At 36.0% G+C, this 26,166-nt stretch carries 23 protein-coding genes and 2 other annotated features; of the genes, 3 read left to right on the top strand and 20 right to left on the bottom strand.

Going from position 1 to position 26,166, the window contains the following annotated elements; genetic code table 11:
- Positions 1 to 15 precede the first annotated feature (15 nt).
- The 13 genes from trpA to A5880_RS08845 all read right to left on the bottom strand — a co-directional run bounded on the left by trpA (position 16) and on the right by A5880_RS08845 (position 15,237).
- Entirely contained in the window at positions 16 to 783 is a 768-nt protein-coding gene (gene trpA, locus A5880_RS08905) for a tryptophan synthase subunit alpha (protein ID WP_086330619.1), read from the bottom strand.
- Positions 780 to 1,973, bottom strand: coding sequence for a tryptophan synthase subunit beta (gene trpB, locus A5880_RS08900; protein WP_086330618.1), 1,194 nt, complete (start codon positions 1,971 to 1,973; stop codon positions 780 to 782). Before trpB ends, trpA begins: the two co-directional genes overlap by 4 nt.
- Positions 1,966 to 2,559, bottom strand: a complete 594-nt coding sequence (locus A5880_RS08895; protein WP_086330617.1) for a phosphoribosylanthranilate isomerase — start codon at positions 2,557 to 2,559, stop codon at positions 1,966 to 1,968. The genes trpB and A5880_RS08895 overlap by 8 nt, the downstream gene beginning before the upstream one ends.
- Positions 2,556 to 3,314 (bottom strand): indole-3-glycerol phosphate synthase TrpC, encoded by a 759-nt coding sequence (gene trpC, locus A5880_RS08890; protein ID WP_086330616.1) that lies wholly within the window; start codon positions 3,312 to 3,314, stop codon positions 2,556 to 2,558. The genes A5880_RS08895 and trpC overlap by 4 nt, the downstream gene beginning before the upstream one ends.
- A complete protein-coding gene (gene trpD / locus A5880_RS08885; RefSeq protein ID WP_086330615.1) occupies positions 3,315 to 4,328 on the bottom strand; it encodes an anthranilate phosphoribosyltransferase in 1,014 nt (337 codons plus the stop codon). It abuts the gene before it with no gap.
- The gene (locus A5880_RS08880; RefSeq protein ID WP_086330614.1) at positions 4,312 to 4,905 is read right to left on the bottom strand and encodes an anthranilate synthase component II; all 594 of its coding nucleotides are present in this window, start codon (positions 4,903 to 4,905) and stop codon (positions 4,312 to 4,314) included. Before A5880_RS08880 ends, trpD begins: the two co-directional genes overlap by 17 nt.
- On the bottom strand, positions 4,902 to 6,266 hold the full coding sequence (trpE, locus tag A5880_RS08875) for an anthranilate synthase component I (RefSeq protein ID WP_086330613.1): 1,365 nt from the start codon (positions 6,264 to 6,266) through the stop codon (positions 4,902 to 4,904). Before trpE ends, A5880_RS08880 begins: the two co-directional genes overlap by 4 nt.
- 416 nt (positions 6,267 to 6,682) lie before the next feature.
- Positions 6,683 to 6,910 (bottom strand) — a binding site (T-box leader).
- Positions 6,911 to 6,979: 69 nt separating this feature from the next.
- Entirely contained in the window at positions 6,980 to 8,215 is a 1,236-nt protein-coding gene (gene pepT / locus A5880_RS08870) for a peptidase T (RefSeq protein ID WP_086330612.1), read from the bottom strand.
- A gap of 23 nt (positions 8,216 to 8,238) precedes the next feature.
- Entirely contained in the window at positions 8,239 to 9,885 is a 1,647-nt protein-coding gene (locus tag A5880_RS08865; protein WP_419469610.1) for a peptide ABC transporter substrate-binding protein, read from the bottom strand.
- Positions 9,886 to 10,279: 394 nt separating this feature from the next.
- Positions 10,280 to 10,513, bottom strand: a binding site (T-box leader).
- A gap of 653 nt (positions 10,514 to 11,166) precedes the next feature.
- The gene (locus A5880_RS08860) at positions 11,167 to 12,132 is read right to left on the bottom strand and encodes an iron chelate ABC transporter substrate-binding protein FitD (RefSeq protein ID WP_086330610.1); all 966 of its coding nucleotides are present in this window, start codon (positions 12,130 to 12,132) and stop codon (positions 11,167 to 11,169) included.
- Positions 12,133 to 12,569: 437 nt separating this feature from the next.
- Entirely contained in the window at positions 12,570 to 13,328 is a 759-nt protein-coding gene (locus A5880_RS08855) for an iron chelate ABC transporter ATP-binding protein FitD (protein ID WP_086330609.1), read from the bottom strand.
- The gene (locus tag A5880_RS08850) at positions 13,325 to 14,293 is read right to left on the bottom strand and encodes an iron chelate uptake ABC transporter family permease subunit FitB (protein WP_086330608.1); all 969 of its coding nucleotides are present in this window, start codon (positions 14,291 to 14,293) and stop codon (positions 13,325 to 13,327) included. Before A5880_RS08850 ends, A5880_RS08855 begins: the two co-directional genes overlap by 4 nt.
- Positions 14,290 to 15,237, bottom strand: a complete 948-nt coding sequence (locus tag A5880_RS08845) for an iron chelate ABC transporter permease FitA (RefSeq protein ID WP_086330607.1) — start codon at positions 15,235 to 15,237, stop codon at positions 14,290 to 14,292. Before A5880_RS08845 ends, A5880_RS08850 begins: the two co-directional genes overlap by 4 nt.
- A gap of 312 nt (positions 15,238 to 15,549) precedes the next feature.
- Between A5880_RS08845 and A5880_RS08840 the strand changes: the two genes are divergently transcribed.
- Entirely contained in the window at positions 15,550 to 15,999 is a 450-nt protein-coding gene (locus A5880_RS08840; protein WP_086330606.1) for a YueI family protein, read from the top strand.
- 286 nt (positions 16,000 to 16,285) lie between these two features.
- Here A5880_RS08840 and gshAB read toward each other — a convergent pair whose 3' ends face one another.
- A complete protein-coding gene (gene gshAB, locus A5880_RS08835) occupies positions 16,286 to 18,562 on the bottom strand; it encodes a bifunctional glutamate--cysteine ligase GshA/glutathione synthetase GshB (RefSeq protein ID WP_086330605.1) in 2,277 nt (758 codons plus the stop codon).
- Positions 18,563 to 18,778: 216 nt separating this feature from the next.
- Between gshAB and A5880_RS08830 the strand changes: the two genes are divergently transcribed.
- Together A5880_RS08830 and A5880_RS08825 are read left to right on the top strand one after the other, a co-directional pair.
- A complete protein-coding gene (locus A5880_RS08830) occupies positions 18,779 to 19,273 on the top strand; it encodes a cysteine hydrolase family protein (protein WP_086330604.1) in 495 nt (164 codons plus the stop codon).
- A gap of 180 nt (positions 19,274 to 19,453) precedes the next feature.
- On the top strand, positions 19,454 to 20,332 hold the full coding sequence (locus A5880_RS08825; RefSeq protein WP_086330603.1) for a YitT family protein: 879 nt from the start codon (positions 19,454 to 19,456) through the stop codon (positions 20,330 to 20,332).
- 553 nt (positions 20,333 to 20,885) lie between these two features.
- On the opposite strand, the gene A5880_RS08820 is transcribed toward A5880_RS08825, so the two are convergent.
- The 6 genes from A5880_RS08820 to A5880_RS08795 are packed head-to-tail and all read right to left on the bottom strand — an operon-like array spanning position 20,886 to position 26,131.
- The gene (locus A5880_RS08820) at positions 20,886 to 21,386 is read right to left on the bottom strand and encodes a thioredoxin family protein (protein WP_086330601.1); all 501 of its coding nucleotides are present in this window, start codon (positions 21,384 to 21,386) and stop codon (positions 20,886 to 20,888) included.
- 16 nt (positions 21,387 to 21,402) lie between these two features.
- A complete protein-coding gene (locus tag A5880_RS08815) occupies positions 21,403 to 21,807 on the bottom strand; it encodes a thioredoxin family protein (protein ID WP_086330600.1) in 405 nt (134 codons plus the stop codon).
- Complete coding sequence (locus tag A5880_RS08810) at positions 21,808 to 23,892, bottom strand: ATP-binding cassette domain-containing protein (RefSeq protein ID WP_086330599.1); 2,085 nt, start codon at positions 23,890 to 23,892, stop codon at positions 21,808 to 21,810.
- Between the two features lie 34 nt (positions 23,893 to 23,926).
- Positions 23,927 to 24,487: a hypothetical protein gene (locus A5880_RS08805; protein WP_086330598.1), complete on the bottom strand. Its 561-nt coding sequence runs from the start codon at positions 24,485 to 24,487 to the stop codon at positions 23,927 to 23,929.
- A gap of 17 nt (positions 24,488 to 24,504) precedes the next feature.
- Positions 24,505 to 25,227 (bottom strand): hypothetical protein, encoded by a 723-nt coding sequence (locus A5880_RS08800; RefSeq protein ID WP_086330597.1) that lies wholly within the window; start codon positions 25,225 to 25,227, stop codon positions 24,505 to 24,507.
- Entirely contained in the window at positions 25,220 to 26,131 is a 912-nt protein-coding gene (locus A5880_RS08795) for an ATP-binding cassette domain-containing protein (protein ID WP_086330596.1), read from the bottom strand. The genes A5880_RS08800 and A5880_RS08795 overlap by 8 nt, the downstream gene beginning before the upstream one ends.
- Positions 26,132 to 26,166: the final 35 nt, after the last annotated feature.

Below are 26,166 nucleotides of genomic sequence, written 5' to 3'. Positions count from 1 at the left end.
AAGACAAAATTTTCATTACTCCATTATAGATTCTTTAATAAATGCTTGAACCTCCGCTTGCTTCCCCTCACTAAGTAACTGCACAATTTTACTTCCGACAATTACACCTGCACAACTTTTTCTAAAACGAGCCACATGTTCGGTTGAAGAAACACCAAAACCTGCCAAAACGGGTTTGTCACTGATTTGTTGAATCGAAGCTAAATGCTCATCTAGCGTTTCCTGATAGTTTCGTCCTATTCCTGTCACACCATTGACCGCTACTGCGTAGATAAACCCATCACCTGATTCTATTAATGCTGGTATTCGCTCTTTAGGTGTCGTTAAAGCTATCAGCGGGATCAACGAAATATCACTTGCTTTTAGTAATGGTGTTAACAACTCTTGATGTTCATAAGGTAAATCCGGAATAATCAATCCTAAAACATTCGTTTCAGTTAAATCGTTCATAAATTCCTCTAGTCCATAATTAAAAACTGGATTAAAATAGGTCATCAAGACTAACGGCGTTGAGGTGCTGATTTGTTTGAGGTGCTGGATTATTTTTCGTAATGTAACCTTATTTTCCAACGCTTTTAGACCAGCTGCCTGAATCACAGGACCATCGGCGACCGGATCTGAAAAGGGAATGCCTAATTCAATTGCACTCACTCCAGCTTCTGATAATAAATGGATTTCGTCAGATAGCTTGTCCAATCCTTGGGCTCCTGCCATAATATACGGAACAAAAATCGTTTCATCAGCTTGTTGTTTTGCTAGTAAGTGCTTCGTCAATGGTTTCATTGCGTTGCCTCCTTTTCTAGTAACTCTTTAATTTGTTGTACGTCTTTATCCCCACGTCCAGAAAGGCAAACGATGATTTGTTTATCTGACCCGAGTTCTTTGGCTGCTTTTATTGCATGGCTAATAGCATGCGCACTTTCCAAAGCTGGAATAATTCCTTCTGTTTGGCACAAAATATTGAAAGCTTCTAAGGCTTCTTGATCCGTCACCGATTCATACGTTGCTCTACGGATATCGTTTAAATGACAATGCTCTGGTCCTAGACCTGGATAATCTAAACCCGCTGAAATCGAGAAGGCTTCTAAAATTTGACCATTCTCATCTTGTAATACTTTCATCATCGCTCCGTGCAGAATCCCTGTTTTTCCTTTGTTGATAGATGCGGCGTGCGCTGGTGTATCCAAGCCTAATCCTGCCGCTTCAACACCAATCAATGCCACCTCATCATCAACAAAAGGATAGAAAATCCCCATGGCATTACTGCCGCCGCCAACACACGCAACGACTGCATCCGGCAATCTGCCCTCTGCTTCTTGGAACTGACGTCTAGCTTCGATGCCAATAATGCTTTGATAATCACGGACAATTTCCGGAAATGGATGCGGCCCTAAAACAGACCCCATCACATAATGAGTATCTTCCACATTAGCAACCCAAAAACGTAACGCTTCGTTTACAGCATCTTTTAACGTTTCACTTCCTGAAGTCACACTTTCAACTTTTGCTCCTAATAATTCCATTCGAAAAACATTTAACGATTGTCTAGCTACATCGACAGCCCCCATGAAAATCGTACATTCCATTCCAAACAAAGCAGCCACTGTTGCTGTTGCTACTCCGTGCTGTCCTGCACCAGTCTCTGCAACGATTTTTTTCTTACCCATTTTTTTGGCTAATAAAATTTGTCCGATCGTATTGTTGATTTTGTGCGCTCCTGTATGATTAAGGTCTTCCCGTTTTAGATAAATTTTGGCACCGCCTGCATAATCGGTTAAACGTTCGGCAAAGTATAGAGGGTTCTCACGCCCCACATATTGCTTTAAATAATACGCAAGTTCTTTTTGAAAGGCTTGATCCGTTTTTGATGCTTCATAAACTTCCTCTAATTCTTTGACTGCATACATCAACGTCTCTGGCACAAATTGCCCACCATAGTTTCCATAAAATCCTTGATTTGGTTGCTTATACATCGAATTCCTCCTTCGCTTTTTCTAGAAAAGCTTTGATTTTTCGTAGATCTTTTTCTCCATTAGTTTCGACACCGCTAGAAACATCCACAGCATAAGGATTAAATCTCTTTTTAGCTTGTTGAACATTGGCTACGGTCAGTCCTCCTGCAATGATTATTTTTTTGTCCTTTAATAGACTTAGATCTAATTTTTCCCAGTCAAACACTTCTCCATTACCTCCTGCAAATCGCTTCGGTGGCGCATCAAAGAGAAGATAGTCCGCAGTAGGTGTTTCTATCATTGTCTCATCGACTGACAACGCTCGAATCAGCGGAACTGAAAAATGAGTTGCTGGTAATTCGTCATGAATTTGTATCCTATCTAAACCAGCTTGTTGAATGATTGTCTCAACAGCTAACCTACTAGGTGAAACGAAGACTCCGACTTTTTTCACATTCTCGGGAACGTTTCTAGTGATTTCTCTGACCTTTTCTGGAATCACTTGGCGTGGACTTTCAGCAAAGACAAAGCCAAGATAATCTGCACCAAACGCTACTGCCGTATCAACCTGCTCTTGGGTTTTTAAGCCGCAAATCTTGACTTTCATCGCATCACCTGTAATTCCTTAAGCTTCTCTTTAGGATCTGTTTGGCGCATCAGCCCTTCACCAACCAAAATAGCTTGATAATCGTCTTTCACTAATGCTACTTGTTCACGAGTAGAAAAACCTGACTCGCTAATATACACTGCATCTGTTGCTTGCTTTTCCCCTAGCGTTTGGCTAACTGCAATCGAAACCTCAAATGTTTTTAAGTCACGATTATTCACACCGATCAACTTTGCCGACAAAGCTTCGGCAATTTTTAATTCTTGTTCATCATGAACCTCAACTAATACTTCTAAACCAAGCGCTACAGCTTTAGCATATAACACTGCCAATTGTTGCTGAGTGAGTGCAGCCACGATCAGTAAGACCATGGTTGCTCCAGCATTTCGTGCACGAATGACTTGCTTTTCATCAATAATAAAATCTTTGCATAATACTGGAACTTTCACTTGTTCACTAACTTGTCGTAAGTCTTCAATTGATCCTTTAAAAAAAATTTCATCCGTCAAAACTGAAATAGCCCCAACTCCTGCTTCCTCGTATGCTTGAGCTTGTTCGATTACATTAACAGATAAATTGATTGCACCTTTGGAAGGCGAAGCTCGCTTGACTTCCCCAATAATATGCATTTTTTCAGGATGATTTTTGACTTGTTGATAAAAAGAAAAAGCCTGACGTAATGGCTGCAACGTTTCCAAAGGCATCAACGCCACTTCTTTTTGCTTTTCCTTGATTATTTTTTCTAAAAAATCCATCTACGCTACCTCCTTTTGTACTCGAATCAATTGTTGCAATTTATCCAAAGCGGCCCCACTTGCAACACAGTCTTTCGCTAATTTGATGCCCTCTTGAACGGTCGCAACTTTCCCGTTGCTGAAAAATCCTAACCCAGAATTCAGCAAAACCGTATCTAAATAAGGACTTGCCTGATTTTTTAAGATGGATAATAAAATCGCCGTGTTTTGTTCAGCATTCCCACCACGAATCGCTTCTAAAGGAAAACGGGCAAACCCGACTTCTTCTGGTTCAATCGTGTGCTTTGTGATCACCCCATGTTCCAATAAAGCAAAATGAGTTGTTCCTGCAAGAGATGCTTCATCCAACCCACCAGCACCATTAACGACTATCCCACGCTTTCGTCCTAATTCCCCTAATGTTTTCGCTGTTTCTTCTAACAAATCTCTCCGATAGGTTCCCATTAGTTGGGAATCCAACAACACAGGGTTCGTTAATGGTCCAATCAAATTTAAAATGGTTGGCGTCCCTAATTCTTTCCGAACGTTCATAACATACTTCATCTTTGGATGCATCTGAGGTGCAAAGAGAAAGGCTAACCCGACTTCATTAAGTACAATACTTAATTGTTCAGGGGATAGCGATAAATCCACGCCTAAACATTCAAAAAGATCCGCACTCCCCGATTTACTAGAAATGCTGCGATTTCCATGTTTTGCAACCGTCACGCCTCCAGCAGCCAACACAAACGCAGCAGTCGTGCTAATATTAAAGCTTCCCGATTGATCGCCACCAGTGCCACAATTATCCATCACATTTTCCTTTTGACAAGAAATCATTACGGCTTTTCGTTGGATCGTTTCAGCAATACCTGCCATCTCTTCAGCCGTTTCACCTTTACATTTCAGCGCTGTTAAAAAAGCTGCGATTTGGCTTTCCGTTAATTCCCCTTCAAATATTTTTTCCCCTAGTTGTTGTGCTTCTATACGAGTCAAGTGCTCATTGGCGACGACTTTTTCAAATAATTGTTTCATATCCTTTTCCCTCCGTTACTTGAATAAATTGTTTGATGATTTTCTTTCCTTCTGGTGTTCCAATCGATTCTGGATGAAATTGTAAACCGAAAATTGGATATTCCTGATGTTCGATTGCCATAATTTCTCCGTCATCCACTGCTATTGCCGAGATTCTAAACTCCTTTGGAACTGTTTCTTTGGCGATAATCAATGAATGGTAGCGCATCACTGAAATGTTCTCCTCAATCCCTTTAAAAAGAAAACTGCTTTTATTGGTTGCAATGACTGACTGTTTTCCATGTCTGATTTCTTTCGCTAAAATCACTTTTCCGCCAAATACTTCACCAATCGTTTGATGGCCTAAACAAATGCCGAGTATTGGTTTTGTCTTGTAGAATCGTTTGATGACCTCTTTGACATGGCCTGTTTCATCTGGCGTTCCAGGTCCTGGAGAAATAACAATGGCTTTCGCTTGCTCTGCTAATTTAAACAACTCCTCAGAATCATTTCGAGCAATCACTACTTCTTTTTCAGCCCCCATTACGTGTGCTAGATTATGTGTAAAAGAATCATAATTATCGATCAGTAAAATCATTTTCCCACCTCCAAAAGTGCTTTGGCTTTTTGCAAGGTTTCCTCATATTCTTTTGACGGATCAGAATCATATACAACCCCTGCACCTGCTTGAACATAGGCTTTATTTTTATGAACAACCATTGTTCGAATCGCAATAGCAAAGTCCGCTTGATCGTCTTTTGACAAATAACCAACTGCTCCAGCATAAATGTTCCGTTTGACTGGTTCGATTTCATAAATCCGTTGCATCGCTCGGATTTTTGGTGCACCACTGACTGTTCCTGCTGGTAAGGTAGCTTTTAATGCATCCATTGCTGTCAAGCCCTTTTTCAATCGCCCTGTAACAACCGAAACTAGATGCATGACAAAACGATATTTTTCCACCGTCATATAAATAGGTACTTCTACTGAACCAAATTCACTGACTCGTCCCACATCGTTACGCCCCAAATCAATCAACATTAAATGCTCGGCGCGTTCTTTTTCATCGTTAAGAAGTTCTTGTTCCAACATATAATCTTGCTCTGGCGTTTGCCCCCGTTTTCTAGTTCCAGCGATAGGGTTGGTTGTGACGATTTGATTTTTGACACTGACTAAACTCTCTGGCGATGAACCGATGACATACGTTTCACCGAAATCGAGAAAATACAAATACGTAGAAGGGTTTGTCACACGTAATCTGCGATAATAATCAAACGCTTCTTCATCAAAAACTGCTGTCAAACGTTGTGAAGGAACCATTTGAAACATATCTCCTTGCTTGATGTATTCCTTGACCTTCGTCACAACTTGCTCAAAGGTCACCTTGGTAAAATTACTTTGGTAGGTCAAAGGCTTCAATTGGATGATTTTTTGTTCTTCTTCATTTGGCGTTTGTAATTCTTTGATAGTTTGCTTCAACGCTTCTTTTAATTGTTTCTCTTCACGGTTTGAATAGGTATTTGCTTCGACTAAGTAAATCGTTTCGCCAACATGATCAAAAATCAGGTATGAATCAAAGAGATAAAAATGGATATCCGGAATACTCATTTCATCAAATGGGACTTTGCCTAAATCTTCATAACTGGCAATCACATCATAGCCAACATAGCCGATTGCTCCACCTTGGAACGGTAATTCTTGTGAAATTTCCTCTTGTTTTAGTACGTGTTTTTCGATTTCTTTTAAGGGATCTTTTGTCCTGACTGTTTGTCCATTAATTGTTAATTCAGAACCACAGCAGGTAATTTCAGAAACGGCATTCCAGGCAATAATCGAATAACGTCCTTTGCTTTTATCTCTAGGGATACTTTCTAGAAGACATTTATTAACACCTTTGATTCTTAAAAAAGCGGATATGGCCGTTAGATAGTCTGCTTGGATTTCTTTGATCAATTGCATGTACTTTCCTCTTTTCTGGTTTTGATTTGTTTTAGCGTTTGATAGAATCGAAACGCAGTGTGGTGATTCTCTTGTAGGGTTACTTCGCTCGCTTGGCTCGCCAAGTGCTGTTCATCATCTACTCTGGCTTTGCCAGTCGTAGTGATTCACAGCAAATAGCCCTCACAAAACAGACAGTTATCTGTTTTGTGAGGGCGAATAATACTATCCACGGTACCACCTCAATGAAAAGAATTTGTTTAAAGTAACCTTATAAGGAAATCATAGTGTTTGGCAATTCCTCATAAAATTATTTTCTTTCCTTTGCACACCATGTGTTGTTCATCAGCTACTTATCGTAGTTCTCTAATACTCAGAGCTAAGTGAAATATAGTAATGAACAAAAAATAAGCCCCAAAACCACACAAAATCTGTGGTTTGAGGGCGAAAAATTCACGGTGCCACCTCAAGTTTGAAAGAAATTCTTTCCTCTTATCAGTCGTCTATCAACGACCTTACTCTGTAACGGGAGTTCCCGAAAATGCCTACTACGATTCAACATTTTGCTCGAAAGTCCATTCGCAACACATCCCTTACTGATTCGCAGTCCCATCAGCTCTCTGAAAAGTTCCAGTGTTGTTACTCCTCTTTCTCAAAGCTTTACTATTGAGGATAATCATATTAGAAAACTCTAATCTTGTCAACTATTTTTTAATACAATTTGGATTTCCTTCTCAATCTCCTGATGTAATCGCATTTTCTTTAATGATTTCCACAATTGTTTTTGCTGCTAATTCCATAGCTTCCAGTGTAATAAATTCATATTGACCGTGGAAGTTTTCACCACCTGTAAATAAATTAGGGGTGGGAATACCCATAAACGAGATTTTTGACCCATCTGTACCACCTCGAAACGGCTGGATATCCGGCTTAATTCCCAAATTTCCCATCGCTTTGATTGCAAGTTCGACAGGTGTCATATCTTTTTCGATGATTTCTTTCATGTTATAATACTGATCCAAAAACGCAATACTGATCCGTTTTTTATCCAATGATGCATTTAATTCACCGACAATCTCAGCAAGTAACTCTTTTCGTTGTTGGAACAGCTCTTTATCATGATCGCGAATAATATACGTTAACTCAGCATGATCTAAGCTGCCAATAAATTTCGTCAGTAAGTAAAAGCCTTCGTAACCACGTGTATTTTCTGGGACTTCTGCTGTGGGTAATTGAGCATCTATCTTTTCACCCAGCTTAATGGCGTTGACCATCGTTTTATACGCTGTTCCTGGATGGACACTCGTTCCTTCGATTGAGATTACAGCTTGTGCGGCATTGAAGGTTTCATATTCAAAGCACCCCACTCTGCCACTGTCTACGGTGTATGCAAACTTCGCCGGAAAATTCTCCGCGTCAAATCGATCTGCACCACGTCCGATTTCTTCATCTGGGCCAAAAGCTAGTAATACTTTCCCATGAGGAATTTCCGGATGTGCCAATAAATACTCAACGGCATCTAAAATTTCTACAATACCTGCTTTATCATCCGCACCTAATAACGTTGTCCCGTCTGTAGTAATCAATGTTTGCCCAATGTAATCTTTCAAATTAGGAAATTCTTCTGTCTCCATAATGATTCCAAGTTTTTCATTCAACACAACATCTTCACCATCATAATTTGTAAAAACATTCGGCTCAATATTTTCGGCGTTATAATCTGCTGTATCTAAATGGGCAATAAATCCGATCGTTGGTATTTCTTTATTGGTTGTTGCCGGTAAAGTTGCTGTTAAAAAGCCATTTTTCTCATTGTAATGAATATCAGAAAGTCCGATTTCTCCTAATTCTTTTTCAATGATTCTTGCAAAGTCTACTTGAACTTGCGTTGTAGGAACCGTTTGGCTACTTGCGTCTGATCGCGTATTGATTTTGACATAACGAATAAATCGTTCTAGTAACTGATTCATGTTTATTCCTCCTTCCAAGCAGATCACTCTTCTAAATAAGCTGTTCTAAGGTTGAAGAAGTCGCCATATAAGTGATAGCTGATACCTTTGATTTTAGGATTGATCAAATAGTTCGATGCACTTTGATAAAGTGGCACTTGTGCTGCATCTTTATCTAATAGAATAGCTTCTGCTTCTTTGTAATCATCAAATTGCTTATTTGGAGTATTCGCATGGATTGTACGGGCATCCGTGATCAACTTGTCGTAGTCTGCATTTTTATAAGAACCATAATTATACGCAGAATCTCCAGCATATAAGTTGAAATAAGAATCTAAATCACTACTTCCAGCAATCCAGCCTGATAATGATAGTTCATAATTTTTATCTTTACGTGTTTGCAAAACATTGTTTTTCGGTTGTGCATTGATTGTGATTTCGATCCCTTTTAAGTTTTCCTGTAATTGACTTTGCACATATTCAGAGATTTTCTTGCCATTATCATCATCAGAAACTAACAAGGACAACTTGATTTTATCTCCTAATTCAGCTTTCGCTTTTTCCCACTCAGCTTGTGCTTTTTTCACATCATAAACAGAATGGTCCCCACTAAAGGCTCTGAAATCTTCCGATGTTTCAGGATTTTTATACAGATTGCTTGGAATCAAACCATTCAAAGGTTTTGATCCGTCGTTTAAGACACTTTTAGTCAATGCATCTTTGTCGATAGCTTGTGCGATCGCTTTTCGTAAGTGAAGATTGTCTGGTGCTGTGCCTTCTTTTTTATTGAAATCTAAGTAATAATTCGCAACATCTGAATGAGTGACATACCCTTCATCATCGCTGTATTGTTGCACGTATTGTCCACTAATACGAACAAGATCTAATTCGTTGGATTGATATAAATTGATTCCTGTATTTTCTTCTTTGATCGTATTAACATCCACTTCTTCTAACTTCACTTTATCTGCATCGTAATACTCAGGATTTTTCTTTAATGTCCACGTGTCTGATGACGCATCCCAATCCGTTAAAATAAATGGACCACTATAAAGTAGATGATCGCTGTCAGTCGCGTACTCTTTTCCTTGTTTTTCAACATAGGCTTGATTTTGCGGCGCTAGCCAACCAATCGATGCAACTGTTAAAAATGATGGTTGCGCTTGCTCCAAGGTCACTTCAAATTCTTTGTCGCTTGGTGCAGCAAGACCAATTTCATCCACCGATTTTTCACCATTGCGAATTGCTTTACTGTTTTTTACATTGTCTAATAAATAAGCGTTTGGTCCGATCGTTGCTGGTGTTACTAGTTTTTTCCATGAATATAGGAAATCTTTAGCAGTGATTGGTTCGCCATTGCTCCATTTAATATTCTCCTTCAGGGTAAATTTATAGGTTAACCCATCTTCACTGATATCAACTTTTTCTGCTAATCCCGGAATCGGTGTACTGTCATCATCGAAACGATACAAGCCTTCAAACAGGTGTTGAACGATCGTAAAGGTGTTTTTATCCATTGTTTGAGTAGTGTCTAGCGTTGATAATGGTGCTGGTGAACTGATTTTGATTTTTTGACTGGCAGCAATTGCGCCGTCTTTGTTTTTGGTTGTTTCTTTTTTATCGTTGCCTCCGCATGCTGTTAGTAATAATCCCGTTAATATTGCACTTACGACTAATAGTTTTTTCTTCATTTTTATTTCTCCCTTCAGTATCTGTATACATTAACTACTCCTACCTTTTTGTAAATGTTGAAAATAAGCTGTTCTTTTTCTTTTGTGTATGTTGTATTGTGGATTATTGAGCTACTTTGCTCTTCGTGATTTACAATAATGCGATTGAAACGATGTGTAGTATGGTGACTTCGCTCACTTTGTTTGCCAAGTACTGTTCGTCATCTACTCTGGCGGAGCCATTCGTTGGCTTTACATTCTCAAAGCTTTAACTCTTAGAATTTAGTGAGTTTGAAACCTTGTGTAGTGATTCGCTAGTATGGTAACTTCGCTCACTTTGTTCGCCAAGTACTGTTCATCATCTACTCTGGCAAAGCCAATCGCAGTGATTCACAGCAAAAAGCCCCCATCCTCTAAAAAGGACGAGAGCTATAAACTTTCGCGGTACCACCTTCAATTGACTTATAAAAAGTCCACTCTTTCAGTACAATCATACTGAGGCGCTGTAACAGGCGCACCTGAATTAATCTCAACGTGTTCGATCAATTTGTTCAAAGGCCATTTTCTTTTCCATATTCACTGTCTCTTTCCACTAGCCGAGACTCTCTTTGAGTTATCTGGAAAATACTTTCCTTATCTTCACATTTAATTTTAATAGATAATGTATTACATGGATTGTAGCATAAAGAATGAAGGAGCGTCAATGAGGATTTTATAGAAATTATTAGATGTATTCTAAAAATTTCATATGAATTGTTTTTTTACTATATTCTCTAATTATGTATAAGGCGTTTTATTCACTTTTTAAGTATTATATCCAAAGAGTATTACAACCGAAATAAGGTACACAATGATCATTTCAAATATAATGGAAAAAAGTAAAACCAATTTTCTCGCTAATTTGTTTTCAGCAGTTAATTTTAGCAAAGCAATCGCGCAAATAATTACACAAAGAAACAACAGTAATAATGGAATCAATAAAAAAGTCTCTCTTTTACATACATGGTTCTCCTCCATTCTATATATCTAACATAATTCTAACTTATATACGTGATTCAACTTATTTAATCAACTCTAAAAGCAAAACGATTAAGCGCTTACAATTATTATACACTAAATAACCTTTAAAGAAATAATAATTTTACATAAAACATATAAATTCACTCACCTTTTTTATAAATACATTCAAAAAAAGTACCCATCTTGTACTTAAGAGCATCATGATTAACATGATAGACACTCAACTACAGAATTGGATACTTTTTCCGCTTATATTTTATGACTAAAAACTAAATAGAATCTTTATTTCAACGCTTTCTGTACATCTTCAATCATCAAATGTGTAGACTCTAATCCGCCACCACTTAGGTACCAAACATCAGGTTGTAAAGAGATCACTTTCCCATTTTTACCAGCATTTGTTTGTTTCACTAATTCATTACTTTCTACGTTATCATTTGTATCGTCCCCACCGATTGCTTTAGTACGGTCAACAACGAACAAGATATCTGGATTTTTTTCTAACACATATTCATAAGAAACGCTTTGCCCGTGAGTAGATGCTTCAATGGCATCATCTGCCTGCTTGAAACCAAATGTATCATGAACGATTCCAAAACGAGAACCTGTCCCGTATGCTGAAAGTTGTCCTTCATTTACCAAAACAACTAACGCTTTTTCATCACTTGCTTGTGCTTTTTCTTTCACATCGGCAATTTCTTTTTCTAAATCGGCAATTTTCGTCTTCGCTTCATCCTTCTTATCGAAGATTTCAGCTAATGTTTCAATGTTTTTCTTCGTAGAATTCCATGTATCTTTGGCATCTACTGATAGATAAATTGTTGGAGCGATTTTTTCTAGTTTATCTTGGAAATCTTGTTGCCGCCCTGAAATAATGATCATATCTGGTTTTAGTTGGTTGATTTTTTCTAAATCTGGTTCTTTGATTCCACCAGCTGATTCAACTTTTTTGTAGCTATCTAAATATTTAGGTAGGTTTTTCGTTGGCGCTCCAATGACTGTATCACCAACACCTAATGCGTCCATCGTATCTAGTGAGCCGTTATCAAAAACGACAACTTTTTTAGGATTCTTAGGAACTTCTACTGAGCCGTTTGAATCCTTTACTGTAATTGTTGTTGCTGCATCTGAACTTGATTCTTTAGATGCTGAACCGTCTGTAGTTTTTTTTCCACTATTACCGCATGCTCCTAAAGTAAGTAATGCAATCATTGATACCGTTGCTACTGCTAAAAATTTCTTTTTCATATTATTTCCTCCAAGTTGATTACTGTTTTTTAATTTTTTCCGCTAAAAATGAATGGGTGCGTTACGCTTTTCTTGATCTAGCTACACACGTTAGCCTTTTCGGCAATAACGAATAAAAATTCGCAGAGAAAAATACTCTGCTAACATTTTTATTCTTATATTGCTCAAAGGCTGAATAAGCGTGTTGCGCTTTTCTTGTGATCTAGCTACACGAACTAGCTCTTCGGAAAAAAGATGAATCATTCTAGTCGCAAAAAACGCCACAATCATTATTCCCTATTTTTCTGTCAGAGCTGAACGAGTTCGCTACGCTTTTCTTCTGATCTAGCTGCACGAACTAGCTCTTCGGAAAAAAGATGAATTATTCTAGTGGCAAAAAACGCCACAATCATTATTCCCTATTTTTCTGTCAGAGCTGAACAACGCTCTCAGCTTTTCTAATTAAAATACATACAGAATCGTTTTCCTTCAATCTCACATATCCGGATGTTCATATCATAAAGCTTGTTCAACACTTCAGATTGAATGATGTCATCTGTGCGTCCATGTGTGAATAATCGTCCATCTTTCATTGCTACGATTTCATCTGCATAGCTTGCAGCAAAATTGATATCATGTAACACGATGACCACTGTTTTACCAAACTCATCTACCAAACGTCGTAACGTCTGCATCATCTGAACCGCAAAATTCATATCTAGGTTATTCAATGGCTCGTCCAGCAAAATATAATCTGTATCCTGCGCTAAAACCATCGCAATATAAACACGTTGTAACTGTCCACCTGACAATGTATCAATCAACTCATCTGCCAAATCCAACAAACCAAGATTCTTCATTGCTTCTTCGACTTTTTCATGGTCTTCTTTTTTCAATCGTCCTTTACTATAAGGAAAACGACCAAAATTCACTAACTCTCTAACAGTGATTTTTAAATTGATTCCATTGGTTTGCTTTAAAATCGATAGCTTTTTAGATAGCTCACTTTGCTTCCACGTTTTTACTTCATTATGATCTAAGTAAATCTCACCTGTATCTTTTGGAATCAAACGACTCATCATTGAAAGCAACGTGCTTTTTCCTGCTCCATTCGGACCGATAAAAGCAGTCAATTTTTGCTCTGTTATCGGCAATTGAACTTCTGAAACAACCATTTTTTCACCATATCTTTTCGATACATTTTTGATTTCGATCATCCGCGTTGCTTCCTTTCGCTAATAATTTTTCCAACAAAGTATAATCCTCCGCCAAATTCAATCACAATACTTAACGTCGTATTCAACTGAAAAACTTGTTCTACAAGAAATTGTCCAAAAACCAACAATAAGATGGATAGTAGACTACCACCTAAAAAAAGCTCACGATGGCGATACGTGCCCATTAGTTGATAACTCATATTCGCCACAATAAAACCAAGAAACGTTACAGGGCCTACTAATGCAGTAGACAAACCAATCAAGCCACTAATGACCGTCAACAAAACAAATTGAAACCTCGGAACATTAATTCCTAAACTGGTTGCCTGATCGTTTCCTAAATGCAAGACATCCAATGCATGACTTTTCAGCCATAAAAAACCTGTTAAAAGAGTGATCAATACTCCTGCTACTAATAAGTGCTGACTATTGACATTGCCAAAGCTGGCAAATAACTTTCCTTGTAGCAAATCATACTCATTTGGATCCATTACCACTTGTAAAAAGGTACTGATACTATTAAAGAACGTGCCTAAAATAATTCCAATCATCAGCAATAAAAACAAATCATTGCTGCCTTTTTTTAGTAAAAATCGTGATAACGTAATACTCGCTGCAACCATTAACAAGACATTTAAAAGAAACGTCGCAATCGTTTCATTCCCTAAAAGCTGTTGCCCGCCTAAGAAGAAAAACAACAACGTTTGGATAAATACATATAGTGAATCCAACCCTAAAATATTTGGTGTCAAAAAATGATTCTGAGTCATTGTCTGAAAACTGATTGTTGAGAAGGTTGCTGCAATGCCGACAAAAACAAATGCCAACAGTTTTTTTCCTCTAAGCTCTAAAGCAAATGCCCAGTTTCCATAGGTTTTGTAAGACAGATATAATCCGCAAACAACAATCACCGCAATCAATAGTAACAGAATTTTCACCGCTGATGACTGGAAGAATTTTTTCATGCTGGTTTCCTCCTCATCAATAATGCGATAAAGATAAAGCTGCCTAGCACACCAACAACGACACTTACAGGCACTTCATACGGTGCAATCACAACACGTGCTAACACATCACACGCTAGTAAAAAGATACTACCGCCGACAGCCGTAATCCCTAGTGTATTTTTCATATGATCGCCATAACGCATTGATACTAGATTCGGCACGATGACTCCAAGAAAAGGAATATTTCCTACCATAATCAAAACCACCGCGCTGGATAAAGCAACAATCCCTAAGCCAAATAGTTGGATACGCTGATAATTCAACCCTAAATTCGTCGCCATATCTTCTCCCATCCCGACAACGGTAAAACGATAGGCAAAAAGATACGTAATAATCAACAATGGAATGGTTAGATAAAGCAGTTCATAATTGCCTTTCATCACGGTGGAAAAATTCCCCTGCAGCCAAGAAGACATATTCTGAACTAATTGGAATTGATACGCAAAAAACGTTGCCACCGACCCAATGATATTTCCAAACATCACACCAATCAACGGAATCATGACTTGATTTTTTGCAGGCAAAAACCGAGTTAAATAAATAAAAACCAAGGTTCCACCGAAAGCAAACAAAAAAGCCACAAATGATCGAAACAACAACGGCGCACTAGGAAAAAGAACCATGACGACTAAAATCCCTAAACGTGCACTGTCCATTGTACCTGCTGTACTTGGTGATACGAATTTATTTTGTGTTAAATGTTGCATGATCAAACCAGAGATACTAATCGTACTTCCAGCAATCACTAAACTAATCGTTCGAGGAAGCCTCGTTGTTAATAATACTAATTGTTGCTGTGAATCCCATTGAAATAATTGTGTTAGAGCAATATCTTTTACCCCAACAAACACCGATAATACAATCAAAAGGAGTAAGAGAACAAATAGGCCTATTTTTTTCATGTACTCGCTCCGTTTTTCTAGTTGTTTTGCTTTACAAACAAACGCTTTGGAAAAAACACAGTGCCTACTAGCATCAAAAAAATGCTATAATTATGCACAAATTTTTTCACAGAGCCAAATACGTTTGCTCAGCTTTTCTAATTGAGAATGATTTTCATTCTTACCTTTTAGTCTATGCGAAAATGGAAAGAAATGCAACTCTTTTTTAGTAGCAACTGACTCTCAAAAAAGGAAAAACAATCCACCTAATCGCTTTTCCCTTTCTATGCTATAATTTAACATATGACTTTATGGAAGCAGGTTTGATAATTAATGGCACAAGATGACTTACAAAAACATTTGGATAATGCGATGTATGGCACCCCAAAACTTAAACCCGAAGAACAAAAAAAATATATGGGCACGTTTCGAGAACGCTGTTACTTAACTATGACTATTGCACAAATGAAAAATAGCGAATGCAAAACACATTTTTTAAACGAATTATCCCTTCATCCAGATGGATCTATTCGTTTAAATGGCGCTATGGATATCGCATTGCAATCCAGTTATATTAAATTACTCAATGACAAACAAATGCCCTTCACTGTGGTAAATGATTTTGTTACCAACACACCAGATGCCTTAGGTTTAGTCTTCGCTGCCAAAGAAGCAGTGAATGAAGAAGTAATTGATATTGAACAAAAATACCCAAAAGAACAAACTGAAACAAAAGCAATGAATCAACAAAAAAAAAGCTTCTGGCACAAATTATTCCATTAACAAAAAATGTCTCGAAAAGATGGTCAGTTATGTCCAATCTTTTTCGAGGCATATTTTTATTCTATATCTTCCATATTTTACAGACCTTCTTCTCAAATATAGATGAGAATGGTGTCTTGGACATAACTCTACAAGCTATATCTCAGACACTAGAAACCCGAGTAAACGGCTAGAAAAAAGTAGTTACTACGTTTCGATCCCATCAACTTCTAAGTGTTAAAGCACTTAGAAGTTGATGGCTTTAGAAATAAGCTAAACTCTTTCATCTCGTCCTCTTTGTTTATCCCTATTTACTCTCAAACACTTCCGGATATAACATTCTCAAAACATCCATCGTCAAATGACGCCCTTTACCAGAATGCGGATAAGCATGCATATGCATTGCCGGATTGAAGTTAGCTTCTATAATTCCATACGTCCGACTATTTTTCGTTCCTTGAACGGATTTATCTGGTACGATCAAATCAATTCCGCAAATTTTTGCACCCAATGCTCGAACCGCTTCGATAGCAATCTGTTTATAACTTTCATCAAAAGTATCTGTAACATCGATTGAGTCTCCACCAGTGCTGACATTTGAATTTTCACGTAAATACACAATCTGGTCTTTTTCTGGCACAGAGGTAACTAGAAGATTTTGTTCTTTCAACATCAACCGTTCTACATCACCCAATTGAATGATTTCTAGTGGCGAACGATGATTCGTTCCTCGCAAGGGGTTAAGATTTTTCTCTGCTACTAACGCTTCAACCGAACGAACCCCATCACCAACGACATTCGCTGGAACTCTTAACATAATCGCACGAACCTGATCATCCAAGACAAAGAAACGATATTCCGTACCAGGCATAAACTCTTCGACTAAAACAGCCGAATCTTCTTTAAATGCTAAAGCCAATGCTTCTGTATAATCCGCCAGTGATGCGCCCTCTTTAAAAATCGTAATGCCTAAACCATAATTCGTTGTCTTTGGTTTAATTACAAATGCTTTCTCTGCGTACTTCACATAGGCTTGTTCCGCATACTCTAGCTTATCAAACTCATCGCCAGTCGGCACTGTAAATCCAGCTTCTGCTAGTACTTTTTTGGTAACAGTTTTATTTTCCATAATCAAAGGGACGATATAACTATCTTTACTTGTCATATTGGCATTCTTAACGTATTCAACATGATTTTTGTGTTTTAGTTTTAAAAATTGCTCCTGTTCATCCAATATCTCGACTTCCACACCTTTTTGAATAGCATCAAATAAGAATAACTGTGTCGATAGTTCCATGTTGCGGAAACCAGCTAATTGATACGGTCGTTCAAAAGCCATGTCATGATATTCTTTTCCAAAAACAATCCCTAAGTCTTGATTAGAGTTGCTTTCAATAATCGTCCACATTTTCCCTGCAACGGTTAAATCTGGTGTTCTGAGTTGTGCATGATGAATATCTAATGATTTTTTCGCGCCAAACAAAGCTAGAGTTTCAATCATTTCGTTCATCTCTGCAAAAATACGGTCACCTTCTGCCATTAGTTTAACTTGAGCAAATGGATGCCCTAAAGCGACTTGTTCATTCAAAAATTCCCCTGTGGCTACCCAATCGTTAGGTGCTTCTAATTCATCTGCCCATAATAAATACAGCATAAACAAATGAACAAACCCTAATGAGTCTTCATCTACACCAAATGGAGCAAAAGGATTTAAATCCAAATTACGTAATTCTATATAACGTACACCAGTTTTAGGTAGATCAGCCATTTGTTTACCACCACGTAGTCGAACTGCTGAATAGAATTCTTTTTCTTCAGATAAGATGCCGTTTTCTACCATTCGATGAATATCTTCTATATAATGCTGTAAGGATTCATAAGATACTTTGACATTTTCGTTATTCTTATAGCCAAATGAACTATTGCGAATACTTCTTACAGGTTCTTTGGGACGCTCTTCTCGTTCGGTAAAATAACCAGGTTCACTGACTGGCGAAGCACCGAATAGATAAGTGATCAACCATCGATAACGTAAATAGTTACGTGCCACTTTCATGTAAAGGATATTTTTAAATTCTTCAATAGTCGTATATTCTGTTTGTAGTGAAAATAGTTGTTGAACCAATTCATTGTCGTATTCAAAGTTAAAGTGAATCCCACTAATCATTTGCTTACGTTTGCCATATTCTTTCGCTAAGTATCGACGATATAATACCCCTTCAAATTGATCAAGTTTTGCAATTTTGATCTCTTCATCTTTTTGGGGTAGCCGAGGTGGCATACTTAATGGCCAAAGCATTTCATGTTTATTCATTGAACGTAGCGTAACATCATGAATTGCGGCAAGATAGCGCATCATTTCATGGATAGAATTAGCTACGGGTGTAATCAATTCCATCTGTGATTCACTGAAATCTGTTTGAATATATGGATGATATGAGCGATTCCCTAATACTTCTGGATGATCTGTTGTTGCTAATTGACCATCAAAGGTCACGCGTTGACTTTCTTTTTCTAATCCAAAACGTGCAGCCAATACATATGGTCGTACATTTTTTTGCTGTAATAACTCTTTAAATTTCATACTGCCGCCTTTCTTCCCGTTATTATTCTATTACTACTCATTATATAGAAAAAGCGAGGCAAAAAGAATATTTTCGCTTAAATTTTCTAGAAATGGAATAAAAATTTTACTATTTTTGAAAAACAGCGCGTTTTTCCATACGAATAGTCACACTTTTTAATGACCACTATTCGTTGTATACTAGAAAAAAATTCCCTAAACAAAAGGAGTATACTAATGACAAAAAAAGCATTGCTTGTAATCGATCTACAAAATGGAGTAAATAGCGGAAAAACGGGTCTCTTCCGTTTAAATGATGTCTTAGATGGTGTCAATAAACGAATCACCTTTTATCGAGAAAACCATTTACCGATTATTTTTATTCAACATGAAGATGAAGAATTGATCCCAAATAGCTTTGCGTGGCAACTATTTGATGAACTAGATAGTAGAAAAGAAGATTTTTATATTAGCAAAACCCATGCTAATTCCTTTTTCAATACCAAGTTAAAAGAAGTGTTAGATGAACACGAGATTACCGAGCTTGAATTTTGTGGTGCTCAAACTGAATATTGCGTTGATACGACGATCCGTATGGCTCATGGCTTGGGTTATTGTAACTTTATGAAAAAAGGGTTGAGTACCACGCTCACTAATGATTTACTAGATGCCAAAACTATTATTACTCACCATGAACATTTATGGAATGAACGTTTTTTACGTTTTATTTGATTGTCTTTTCTCCTTGTTTAATCTTACCACAATCAACTGATAAAAAATTAAAATTATCTCATGTATCTCCTAGTCATTCATGATAGTATAGCTAAGGGATATTTGTTGAATTATTCTTATTTTGCTCTTATTTTCCGTTCAACATTGACCTGACATTCTTTTACTGGGGGAACTTACTACATGAATTTCACGAAAAAACAAATCCAAGATACATTATATGTAACGATTGGTTCTTTTATTTTAGCTATATCGATCAATTCGATCTTATTACCAAACAAAATTGTAGCAGGAGGCGCCAATGGGATCAGCGTAGTGCTTAACTATTTGTTTGGGCTTAATCCTGCCTTAGTGTTATATGCAATCAACTTACCTTTATTAGGTCTTTGCTTTTTACTTTTAGGAAAAGAAGTTGGGATCAAAACCATTTACGGTAGTTTGATTTATCCATTTTTTGTAGGAATCACGACTCATTTACCTGTATTGACTCACAATATTTTTCTGGCAACGATTTTCGGTGGTATCTTAACAGGAATTGGGTTGGGTCTTGAATTCAGAGGAAATGCTTCGACTGGTGGAACGGCTATCATTTCGCAAATTGTGAATAAGTATTTTAAAATTTCACTTGGGGTATCGATTTTATTTGTAGATGGTTTAGTCATTTTATCTGCTCTATTTGTTTTCAACGCTGATACCGTTCTGTTTTCTCTGATTTGTTTATACCTTATTGGACGTGTGGTGGATATGGTTCAAGTCGGCTTTGTTCGTTCTAAAAATGTGATGATCATTTCAGCGAAGTATGCTGAAATTAAAGAAAAAATCTTAGTCGATATGGATAAAGGATTGACTATGATTCCAATCGAGGGCGGCTATCAAAAAACACCAAGTATGCTAATGATGACGGTTATTAGTGAAAAGGATTTTGCAAAGATTAAAGAAAATGTCTTGGCAATAGATGAAGAGGCCTTTATTGTTTCGATGAATGCTAGTGAGGTTTTCGGTAAAGGATTTAGTTTGAAGAAAATTGCGGAAGATTATGGGATTGAATCGAATAATTTGTGAGTGGGGAAGCAGACTGAAATATTTAGTTCTTGAACAAATTAGGAAAATGAGTTTGGAGTAAACCCTCATGAGGGTTTACTCCAAACTCTTATTTTAGCTTACGACCAGCAGATTAAACCAATTTTTCCAATTACTACTACACATTTCCAGCCTGCTACTACTTCTTTACTTTTTGCGTTATCTAGTTTTTTCATCTTTTTTCTCTCCTTTTCTATTATGACCAGCAAATTAAGCCGATTTTTCCGATTACTACTACACATTTCCAGCCTGCTACTACTTCTTTACTTTTTACGTTATCTAGTTTTTTCATCTTTTTTCTCTCCTTTTCTATTACCAGCAAATTAAGCCAATTTTTCCGATTACTACTACACATTTCCAGCCTGCTACTACTTCTTTACTTTTTACGTTATCTAGTTTTTTCATCTTTTTTCTCTCCTTTTCTATTACCAGCAAATTAAGCCAATTTTTCCAATTACTATCACGCAGATTCTTCCTGCCACTACTTCATTGCTTTTTTTGTTATCTAGTTTTTTCATTTTTTTCTCTCCTTTTTCTATATATGATTAACTATCCAACTATCTACTTTTTGAATAGAAATTCCTTTTTCTGGAGTCCACTCCACTTTGTTAACCAATTGTCCTTTTTCAAACTTAGCTAAAGTAGGCGTATACTGAATGTCGTAGGTCGATTTAAATACTTTCCACGCTACTTTATCTTTTTTTAACTGCGCAACATTTAAATAAGCTAACTTATCTTGCATGTCGTACTTCTGAATTAATTGTATTAAATCAAGTTCAAAATTATTACAGTCACCACAGGTTGGACGACCGACATAGACTATAAAATCTTCTTGATTCACCACTTTTTCTTTAAAGGTGCCTACTGTTAAAGAATTAATAATGTTATAGATTTCTGGATAATTTCCTTTTTCTTCCACTAATTTTTCTTCTTTAATAATCATTTCTTCTTGTAAAGAATGAGCTTTTGTTCCGAAAAATAAGCAACTAAAAATTGATAAGGATAATATTATCGTATATAAAGTTTTTTTCTTCATTTAAATTTCTCCTTATTTACAACTCTGTTTTTCTTAAAAGAATATCTTTTATTTCCTGAGGCTCTTGTCTTCCTTCTACTCTTTTCATTTCTCCATTCTCAATAACTAGTAATGTTGGTGTAGCTGTAATATTATGCTCTTTTAAAAAAGCATGATTTTTGCTATTTTCTGTATCAAGATAATGTACAACTGTTTTTGTCTCCTGTATCGCTTCTTCTAAAATAGGTTTGAAACGCTCACATTCACCACAAGAACGATTTCCAATTAAAATAAATGATGTTGTCTTTTTCTCTAATAACGGTTTTATTTGGTTGGCTTCAATTTTGTTAGTAGTGTAATCACTTGAAGCATTTTGAGCAAAAAATACAAAGCTGATACTTAATGCGACAATGACTAAACTGACCATTACAATTTTCTTCATTTAATTTTCCTCACCCTTATTGATTGTAATAATTTCATCAGAGTAACTTAATACATCTTCTTCATGACTAATTAGAATCACTAATTTATTTTTTTCTTTAGCTAATCTCTGAATCTCTTTCATTAATAGTTTCTTTGATCCTTCGTCTAGATTCCCAGTAGGTTCATCAAAAATATAGACACTTTTTTCTTGATAGAGCGCACGCATCAATAAAATTTTCTGTTTTTGTCCTTGAGAAATATTTACGCCATCGCTTTGCAACAGATAATTATTCGGCAATTTCAATTGAAACAGATCTTGATAGGTATTTTTTTCAGAATTTTCCAACTTTTCATTAAACACTTTATAACGAATATTTCTTCCTACCGTATTTCCATAGACATTAAACTCTTGTGAATACATACTAATATGTTCATTAATCGTGGTCTGTTTTAAAGAGTGTTCTTTCTGTTTCTGATTAATAATAAACGAGCCTTTTTGAGGTTCTAATATCCCTGATAACAACTTAATTAATGTAGACTTACCAGCTCCATTTTCTCCTTTTATACCATAAATGCATCCTGCCTCTAAGGTCACATGAAAGTTGTGTAAAATAGTGTGATTTTCTTCATAGCCAAAGGTCAACCCTTCTATAGTAATTGATTGTATGTTTTCTATATCCAGTGCTTTTTTCTCTTCAAATTCCAGATTTTTTTGATAGTCATTTGTACTTTGAATATAGTCAATAGCGACATGACTTTTTTGATAAGATAACCAATTTTGAACAACTGGCGCTAAACTACTTAAAATAATCGAAATAACAAATATGCCATTTGATGTATTAATTAATTGCTCCTCTTGACCATAGATTACTGTTAAACTAACAATCAAAAATGTTGTTACACTCATTAAGGTAATAAAAGATTGGTAAACTGTAAATAAGTTTAATTCGTTTACTGTGGTTCCAACCTTTGCTTCCAAAAATCCTGTGAGTTTTTCTTTAATAAACTGCTCTGATTGTTTTTTCTTTGAAAATAGATTAATGTCTAACGATGTTTTAAGCGTGCTTTCAATTCCTGAAACAAATGCTGAGGATTTCCCTACCAGATTCATCTCATTATTTTTGATTTTTTTCTTGTTATTATTGAGATACAGAGCATAAATTCCTGTCCATAAAACCAACGCTCCTGCCAGATACGGCGAGAGTAGAAATAAGAGTAGAGAAAGGAATATGACATAGGCTACATTCAATTTAAAATAAAATTTTTGCAGTAATCCTGTTACAGAGTAAATAAGATTCCAAAAGTAACCTGTCACATTATCCAAATTTTTTCCTGAATCCAAATCGTTGATCTTTTGATTATAGTATTTCATTAAAATTTTTTCTTGTAGTTTATTTTCAATTCTCACACGCTGCTTCCCTTCTTTTACATTGACCATGTAAAAGAAAACAATCAGCCATAAAATAATGATAATTGGCCCGATAATATCTGACATAAGCGCTGTTTTCGTCATTGACTGCATGAATAATTGAATAATAAAGGTTGATAAAATCGGTAAGATATATTTCAATAATAGTAGTACTATCATTGATAATTTTGTTTTCATAGATAGTTCTACCATCATTTCTTTATAAAGAATTTTCCCGATACTTTCTACCTTATCCTTTTTCTCCTGTTCTTCTATTTCCATTCCAACATCGTCAATACATAAGGCATACCCTAAGAAAATAGAACGTATATATTCTTCATCATAGGTCTTTAACTTCGGTTCTGCAGGATCTGAAACAGTAAATGTCTGCCCTTTAATTTCATGCACAACAATGTAATGAGCACAACCATCATTTTCAACTACTAAAAGCATCGGAAACTGCTTGACGCTTTTTAATTCTTCAAAGTTTTCAACTTCATATGCACTTGATAGTACCCCATATTGCGTTAAAATTTCTCCTACTTCCCCTAAAGATAAGCCTTGATCTTTTTTTATACTGTAATTTTTATACAACTCACTTGTTGTTTTCAGCTTAATCTGCAATTGTTCTAAAATTGTTCTTAGTGATGCTATACCGCAATCAGAACTCGATTTTTGCATATAGTGAGCATACATTTACTTCTCTCCTTCCACATAGTTTAACGTTTACCTATTTAGAAATTGCGATATCTCCAATTGTTTCTACCACAACTGTGCTGTTCATCGATTGAGTAGTTTTAGGTATTTCTAAAACTTCTCCTTGATTGCTATCTGTCTTATAGACACCATCAAATGTTTGAGGTACTTTTACATTGATATTTCCAATAACATTTTTAATTTTTAATTCGTCAAATGATGTATTCTTACCTACCATAATCGTTAATTTTAATTTGTTCTTTCCATCTGAATTCGCCATAAACCTCACTTTGCCAAGTTGAGATAGAGTGATTTCTACTCCATCTTCCTTTGCTACAGTATTTTCCAAGTATTTTTTGGTCTTATCTGAAACTTTTCCTGTTAATGTTACTTTTGTATCAGCTTCCTGTGCTTCTGCTACGATAACATCCACATCTTGCTCTGCACCAATCAATTGAATCGTCTTAACTTTTTCATCCGATAATGACCATGATAAATCAATTTTATTTGTTGTTTCTCCACCTGCCATCGCTGTGTAACCAAGAAAACCTAAAGTCAATACCACTCCCACGATAATCAATAATTTCTTTTTCATTTTCTATCTACTCCTTTTTATTTAAATTCTCTGTTGCTAAATACACTGTAACTAACAAATAAAGCGATAACGCCATATACGATACTACTAATCAACATTGTACTGAGTACTTTACTTGGAATTGTTGATACATCCGATAAACTTCTAATATTTGTGAAAAACAACGTATCTAAAATAAAATCTGCTTTTGGAAAATAAGTGGAAATGATGCTTGATAAGATATTATCCCCTATGAATGCTACTGAAATAAATGCTGCTACAGATACATATGACGCTTGTATTACATTAAATAGCAAGATTCCAATTGAACTTACTGTTAAGTACAACAAAGTTTGTGCTGCCAAGGCTTTCAAGATTGGAACTATAGCAAAACCGCCTTTTAAGACTAAAGCTGTACCTACTAAACCGATAGCATATACACTTAAAAATAATACTGTTAATATAAATGTTAAGAACGTTTTACTCAAGAAAAATGTGCTTCGTTTTATTCCGCCAATAAGTGAATTATTAACTGTACGATAGCTAAATTCATGTCCCCATGAAACCATATAAATATTGGTTAAAAATACGGGAAGTAAGATAGAACCATTTGATAATCCTCCTTGAACCATCTCCATTGCACTGCTACTTGATCCCATAAAACTAAAGAATACACCTAGAAGCAATAATCCTACTAATGAGTATAAGCATAGGCTACTTTTAACAATTCTATAAATATCTGCTTTTAACATATTAATCATGATTTTTCCCTCCACCCACTAAATTCAAGTAATATTCTTCTAAATTTTCTTCTTTGTAGTAATAATTTTTTAGATAGATTCCCTTTTCAAATAATAATTTTGCTATTTCTCCCATTTTATTTTTTTCTTCATGGACAATGAGTTTAGTTGTTTCTTTTTTTACTTTATACGTGCGTTTTGATAAAATTTCAAAAGCTTTTGAATCATCCGAACTTTCTAATACCATAAACTGACCACATTCATTTTCTAGTTCTTCTTTTGTTAATTCTTTGATTAATTTTCCTTCATTGATAATGCCGTACCTTGATGCTACCAAAGATAATTCTGTTAAAATATGACTAGAAATCAGAATAGTTGTCTCCTGCTCTTTGTTTAGCCGATGAATGATTTCCCGAATTTCAACAATTCCTTGAGGATCAAGTCCATTGATCGGCTCATCTAAAATTAGAAATTGTGGCTTATCTAAAATGGCCAAACCGATTCCTAAGCGTTGTTTCATCCCTAATGAATAATCCTTAAATAATTTCTTTTTATCTACTTTATCTAAGCCTACGAATTCTAAAACTTCATCAATCCGTTGTTTATCTTTGATATTTTTTTGAATAGCATAATATTTCAAGTTATCTCTAGCAGATAAATACGGATAACAAGCAGGTCCTTCAATTACTGCACTCATTTTAATTTTATCTGTCGAATTAAACGTTAATTGGCCTGAGCTTTTGTCTATTAGTTGTGTAACTAATCGAATAAATGTCGTTTTCCCTGCCCCATTTTTACCGATAAACCCATAGATGTCGCCTTTGTTAATCGTCATTGAGACTTCATCCACCGCATGATATTCTTTGTATTTTTTTACTAGATTGTTTGTTTTCACTAAGTGATTATTTTTTTCTATCATTTCCATTGCGCTCTCTCCTATTTCTCTCATTTGATTTCACC

The sequence above is a fragment of the Enterococcus sp. 4G2_DIV0659 genome (assembly GCF_002140715.2).
GTDB classification, from domain to species: Bacteria; Bacillota; Bacilli; order Lactobacillales; family Enterococcaceae; genus Enterococcus_L; species Enterococcus_L mansonii.
Note: the sequence above shows the minus strand (reverse complement) of the source record. Positions and strands in the feature narration are given on the sequence as shown.

Coding starts and splice junctions, on each gene's coding strand:
- A5880_RS08860 (WP_086330610.1), bottom strand. CDS start 12,132: ATGAAAAAGAAATTTTTAGCAGTAGCAACGGTATCAATGATTGCATTA.
- trpA (WP_086330619.1), bottom strand. CDS start 783: ATGAAACCATTGACGAAGCACTTACTAGCAAAACAACAAGCTGATGAA.
- A5880_RS08880 (WP_086330614.1), bottom strand. CDS start 4,905: ATGATTTTACTGATCGATAATTATGATTCTTTTACACATAATCTAGCA.
- trpC (WP_086330616.1), bottom strand. CDS start 3,314: ATGGATTTTTTAGAAAAAATAATCAAGGAAAAGCAAAAAGAAGTGGCG.
- A5880_RS08820 (WP_086330601.1), bottom strand. CDS start 21,386: ATGAAGAAAAAAACTTTATATACGATAATATTATCCTTATCAATTTTT.
- A5880_RS08795 (WP_086330596.1), bottom strand. CDS start 26,131: ATGGAAATGATAGAAAAAAATAATCACTTAGTGAAAACAAACAATCTA.
- A5880_RS08855 (WP_086330609.1), bottom strand. CDS start 13,328: ATGATCGAAATCAAAAATGTATCGAAAAGATATGGTGAAAAAATGGTT.
- A5880_RS08840 (WP_086330606.1), top strand. CDS start 15,550: ATGGCACAAGATGACTTACAAAAACATTTGGATAATGCGATGTATGGC.
- A5880_RS08800 (WP_086330597.1), bottom strand. CDS start 25,227: ATGATTAATATGTTAAAAGCAGATATTTATAGAATTGTTAAAAGTAGC.
- A5880_RS08815 (WP_086330600.1), bottom strand. CDS start 21,807: ATGAAGAAAATTGTAATGGTCAGTTTAGTCATTGTCGCATTAAGTATC.
- trpD (WP_086330615.1), bottom strand. CDS start 4,328: ATGAAACAATTATTTGAAAAAGTCGTCGCCAATGAGCACTTGACTCGT.
- A5880_RS08810 (WP_086330599.1), bottom strand. CDS start 23,892: ATGTATGCTCACTATATGCAAAAATCGAGTTCTGATTGCGGTATAGCA.
- A5880_RS08845 (WP_086330607.1), bottom strand. CDS start 15,237: ATGAAAAAAATAGGCCTATTTGTTCTCTTACTCCTTTTGATTGTATTA.
- A5880_RS08830 (WP_086330604.1), top strand. CDS start 18,779: ATGACAAAAAAAGCATTGCTTGTAATCGATCTACAAAATGGAGTAAAT.
- A5880_RS08805 (WP_086330598.1), bottom strand. CDS start 24,487: ATGAAAAAGAAATTATTGATTATCGTGGGAGTGGTATTGACTTTAGGT.
- A5880_RS08895 (WP_086330617.1), bottom strand. CDS start 2,559: ATGAAAGTCAAGATTTGCGGCTTAAAAACCCAAGAGCAGGTTGATACG.
- trpB (WP_086330618.1), bottom strand. CDS start 1,973: ATGTATAAGCAACCAAATCAAGGATTTTATGGAAACTATGGTGGGCAA.
- gshAB (WP_086330605.1), bottom strand. CDS start 18,562: ATGAAATTTAAAGAGTTATTACAGCAAAAAAATGTACGACCATATGTA.
- trpE (WP_086330613.1), bottom strand. CDS start 6,266: ATGCAATTGATCAAAGAAATCCAAGCAGACTATCTAACGGCCATATCC.
- A5880_RS08825 (WP_086330603.1), top strand. CDS start 19,454: ATGAATTTCACGAAAAAACAAATCCAAGATACATTATATGTAACGATT.
- A5880_RS08865 (WP_419469610.1), bottom strand. CDS start 9,885: ATGAAGAAAAAACTATTAGTCGTAAGTGCAATATTAACGGGATTATTA.
- A5880_RS08850 (WP_086330608.1), bottom strand. CDS start 14,293: ATGAAAAAATTCTTCCAGTCATCAGCGGTGAAAATTCTGTTACTATTG.
- pepT (WP_086330612.1), bottom strand. CDS start 8,215: ATGAATCAGTTACTAGAACGATTTATTCGTTATGTCAAAATCAATACG.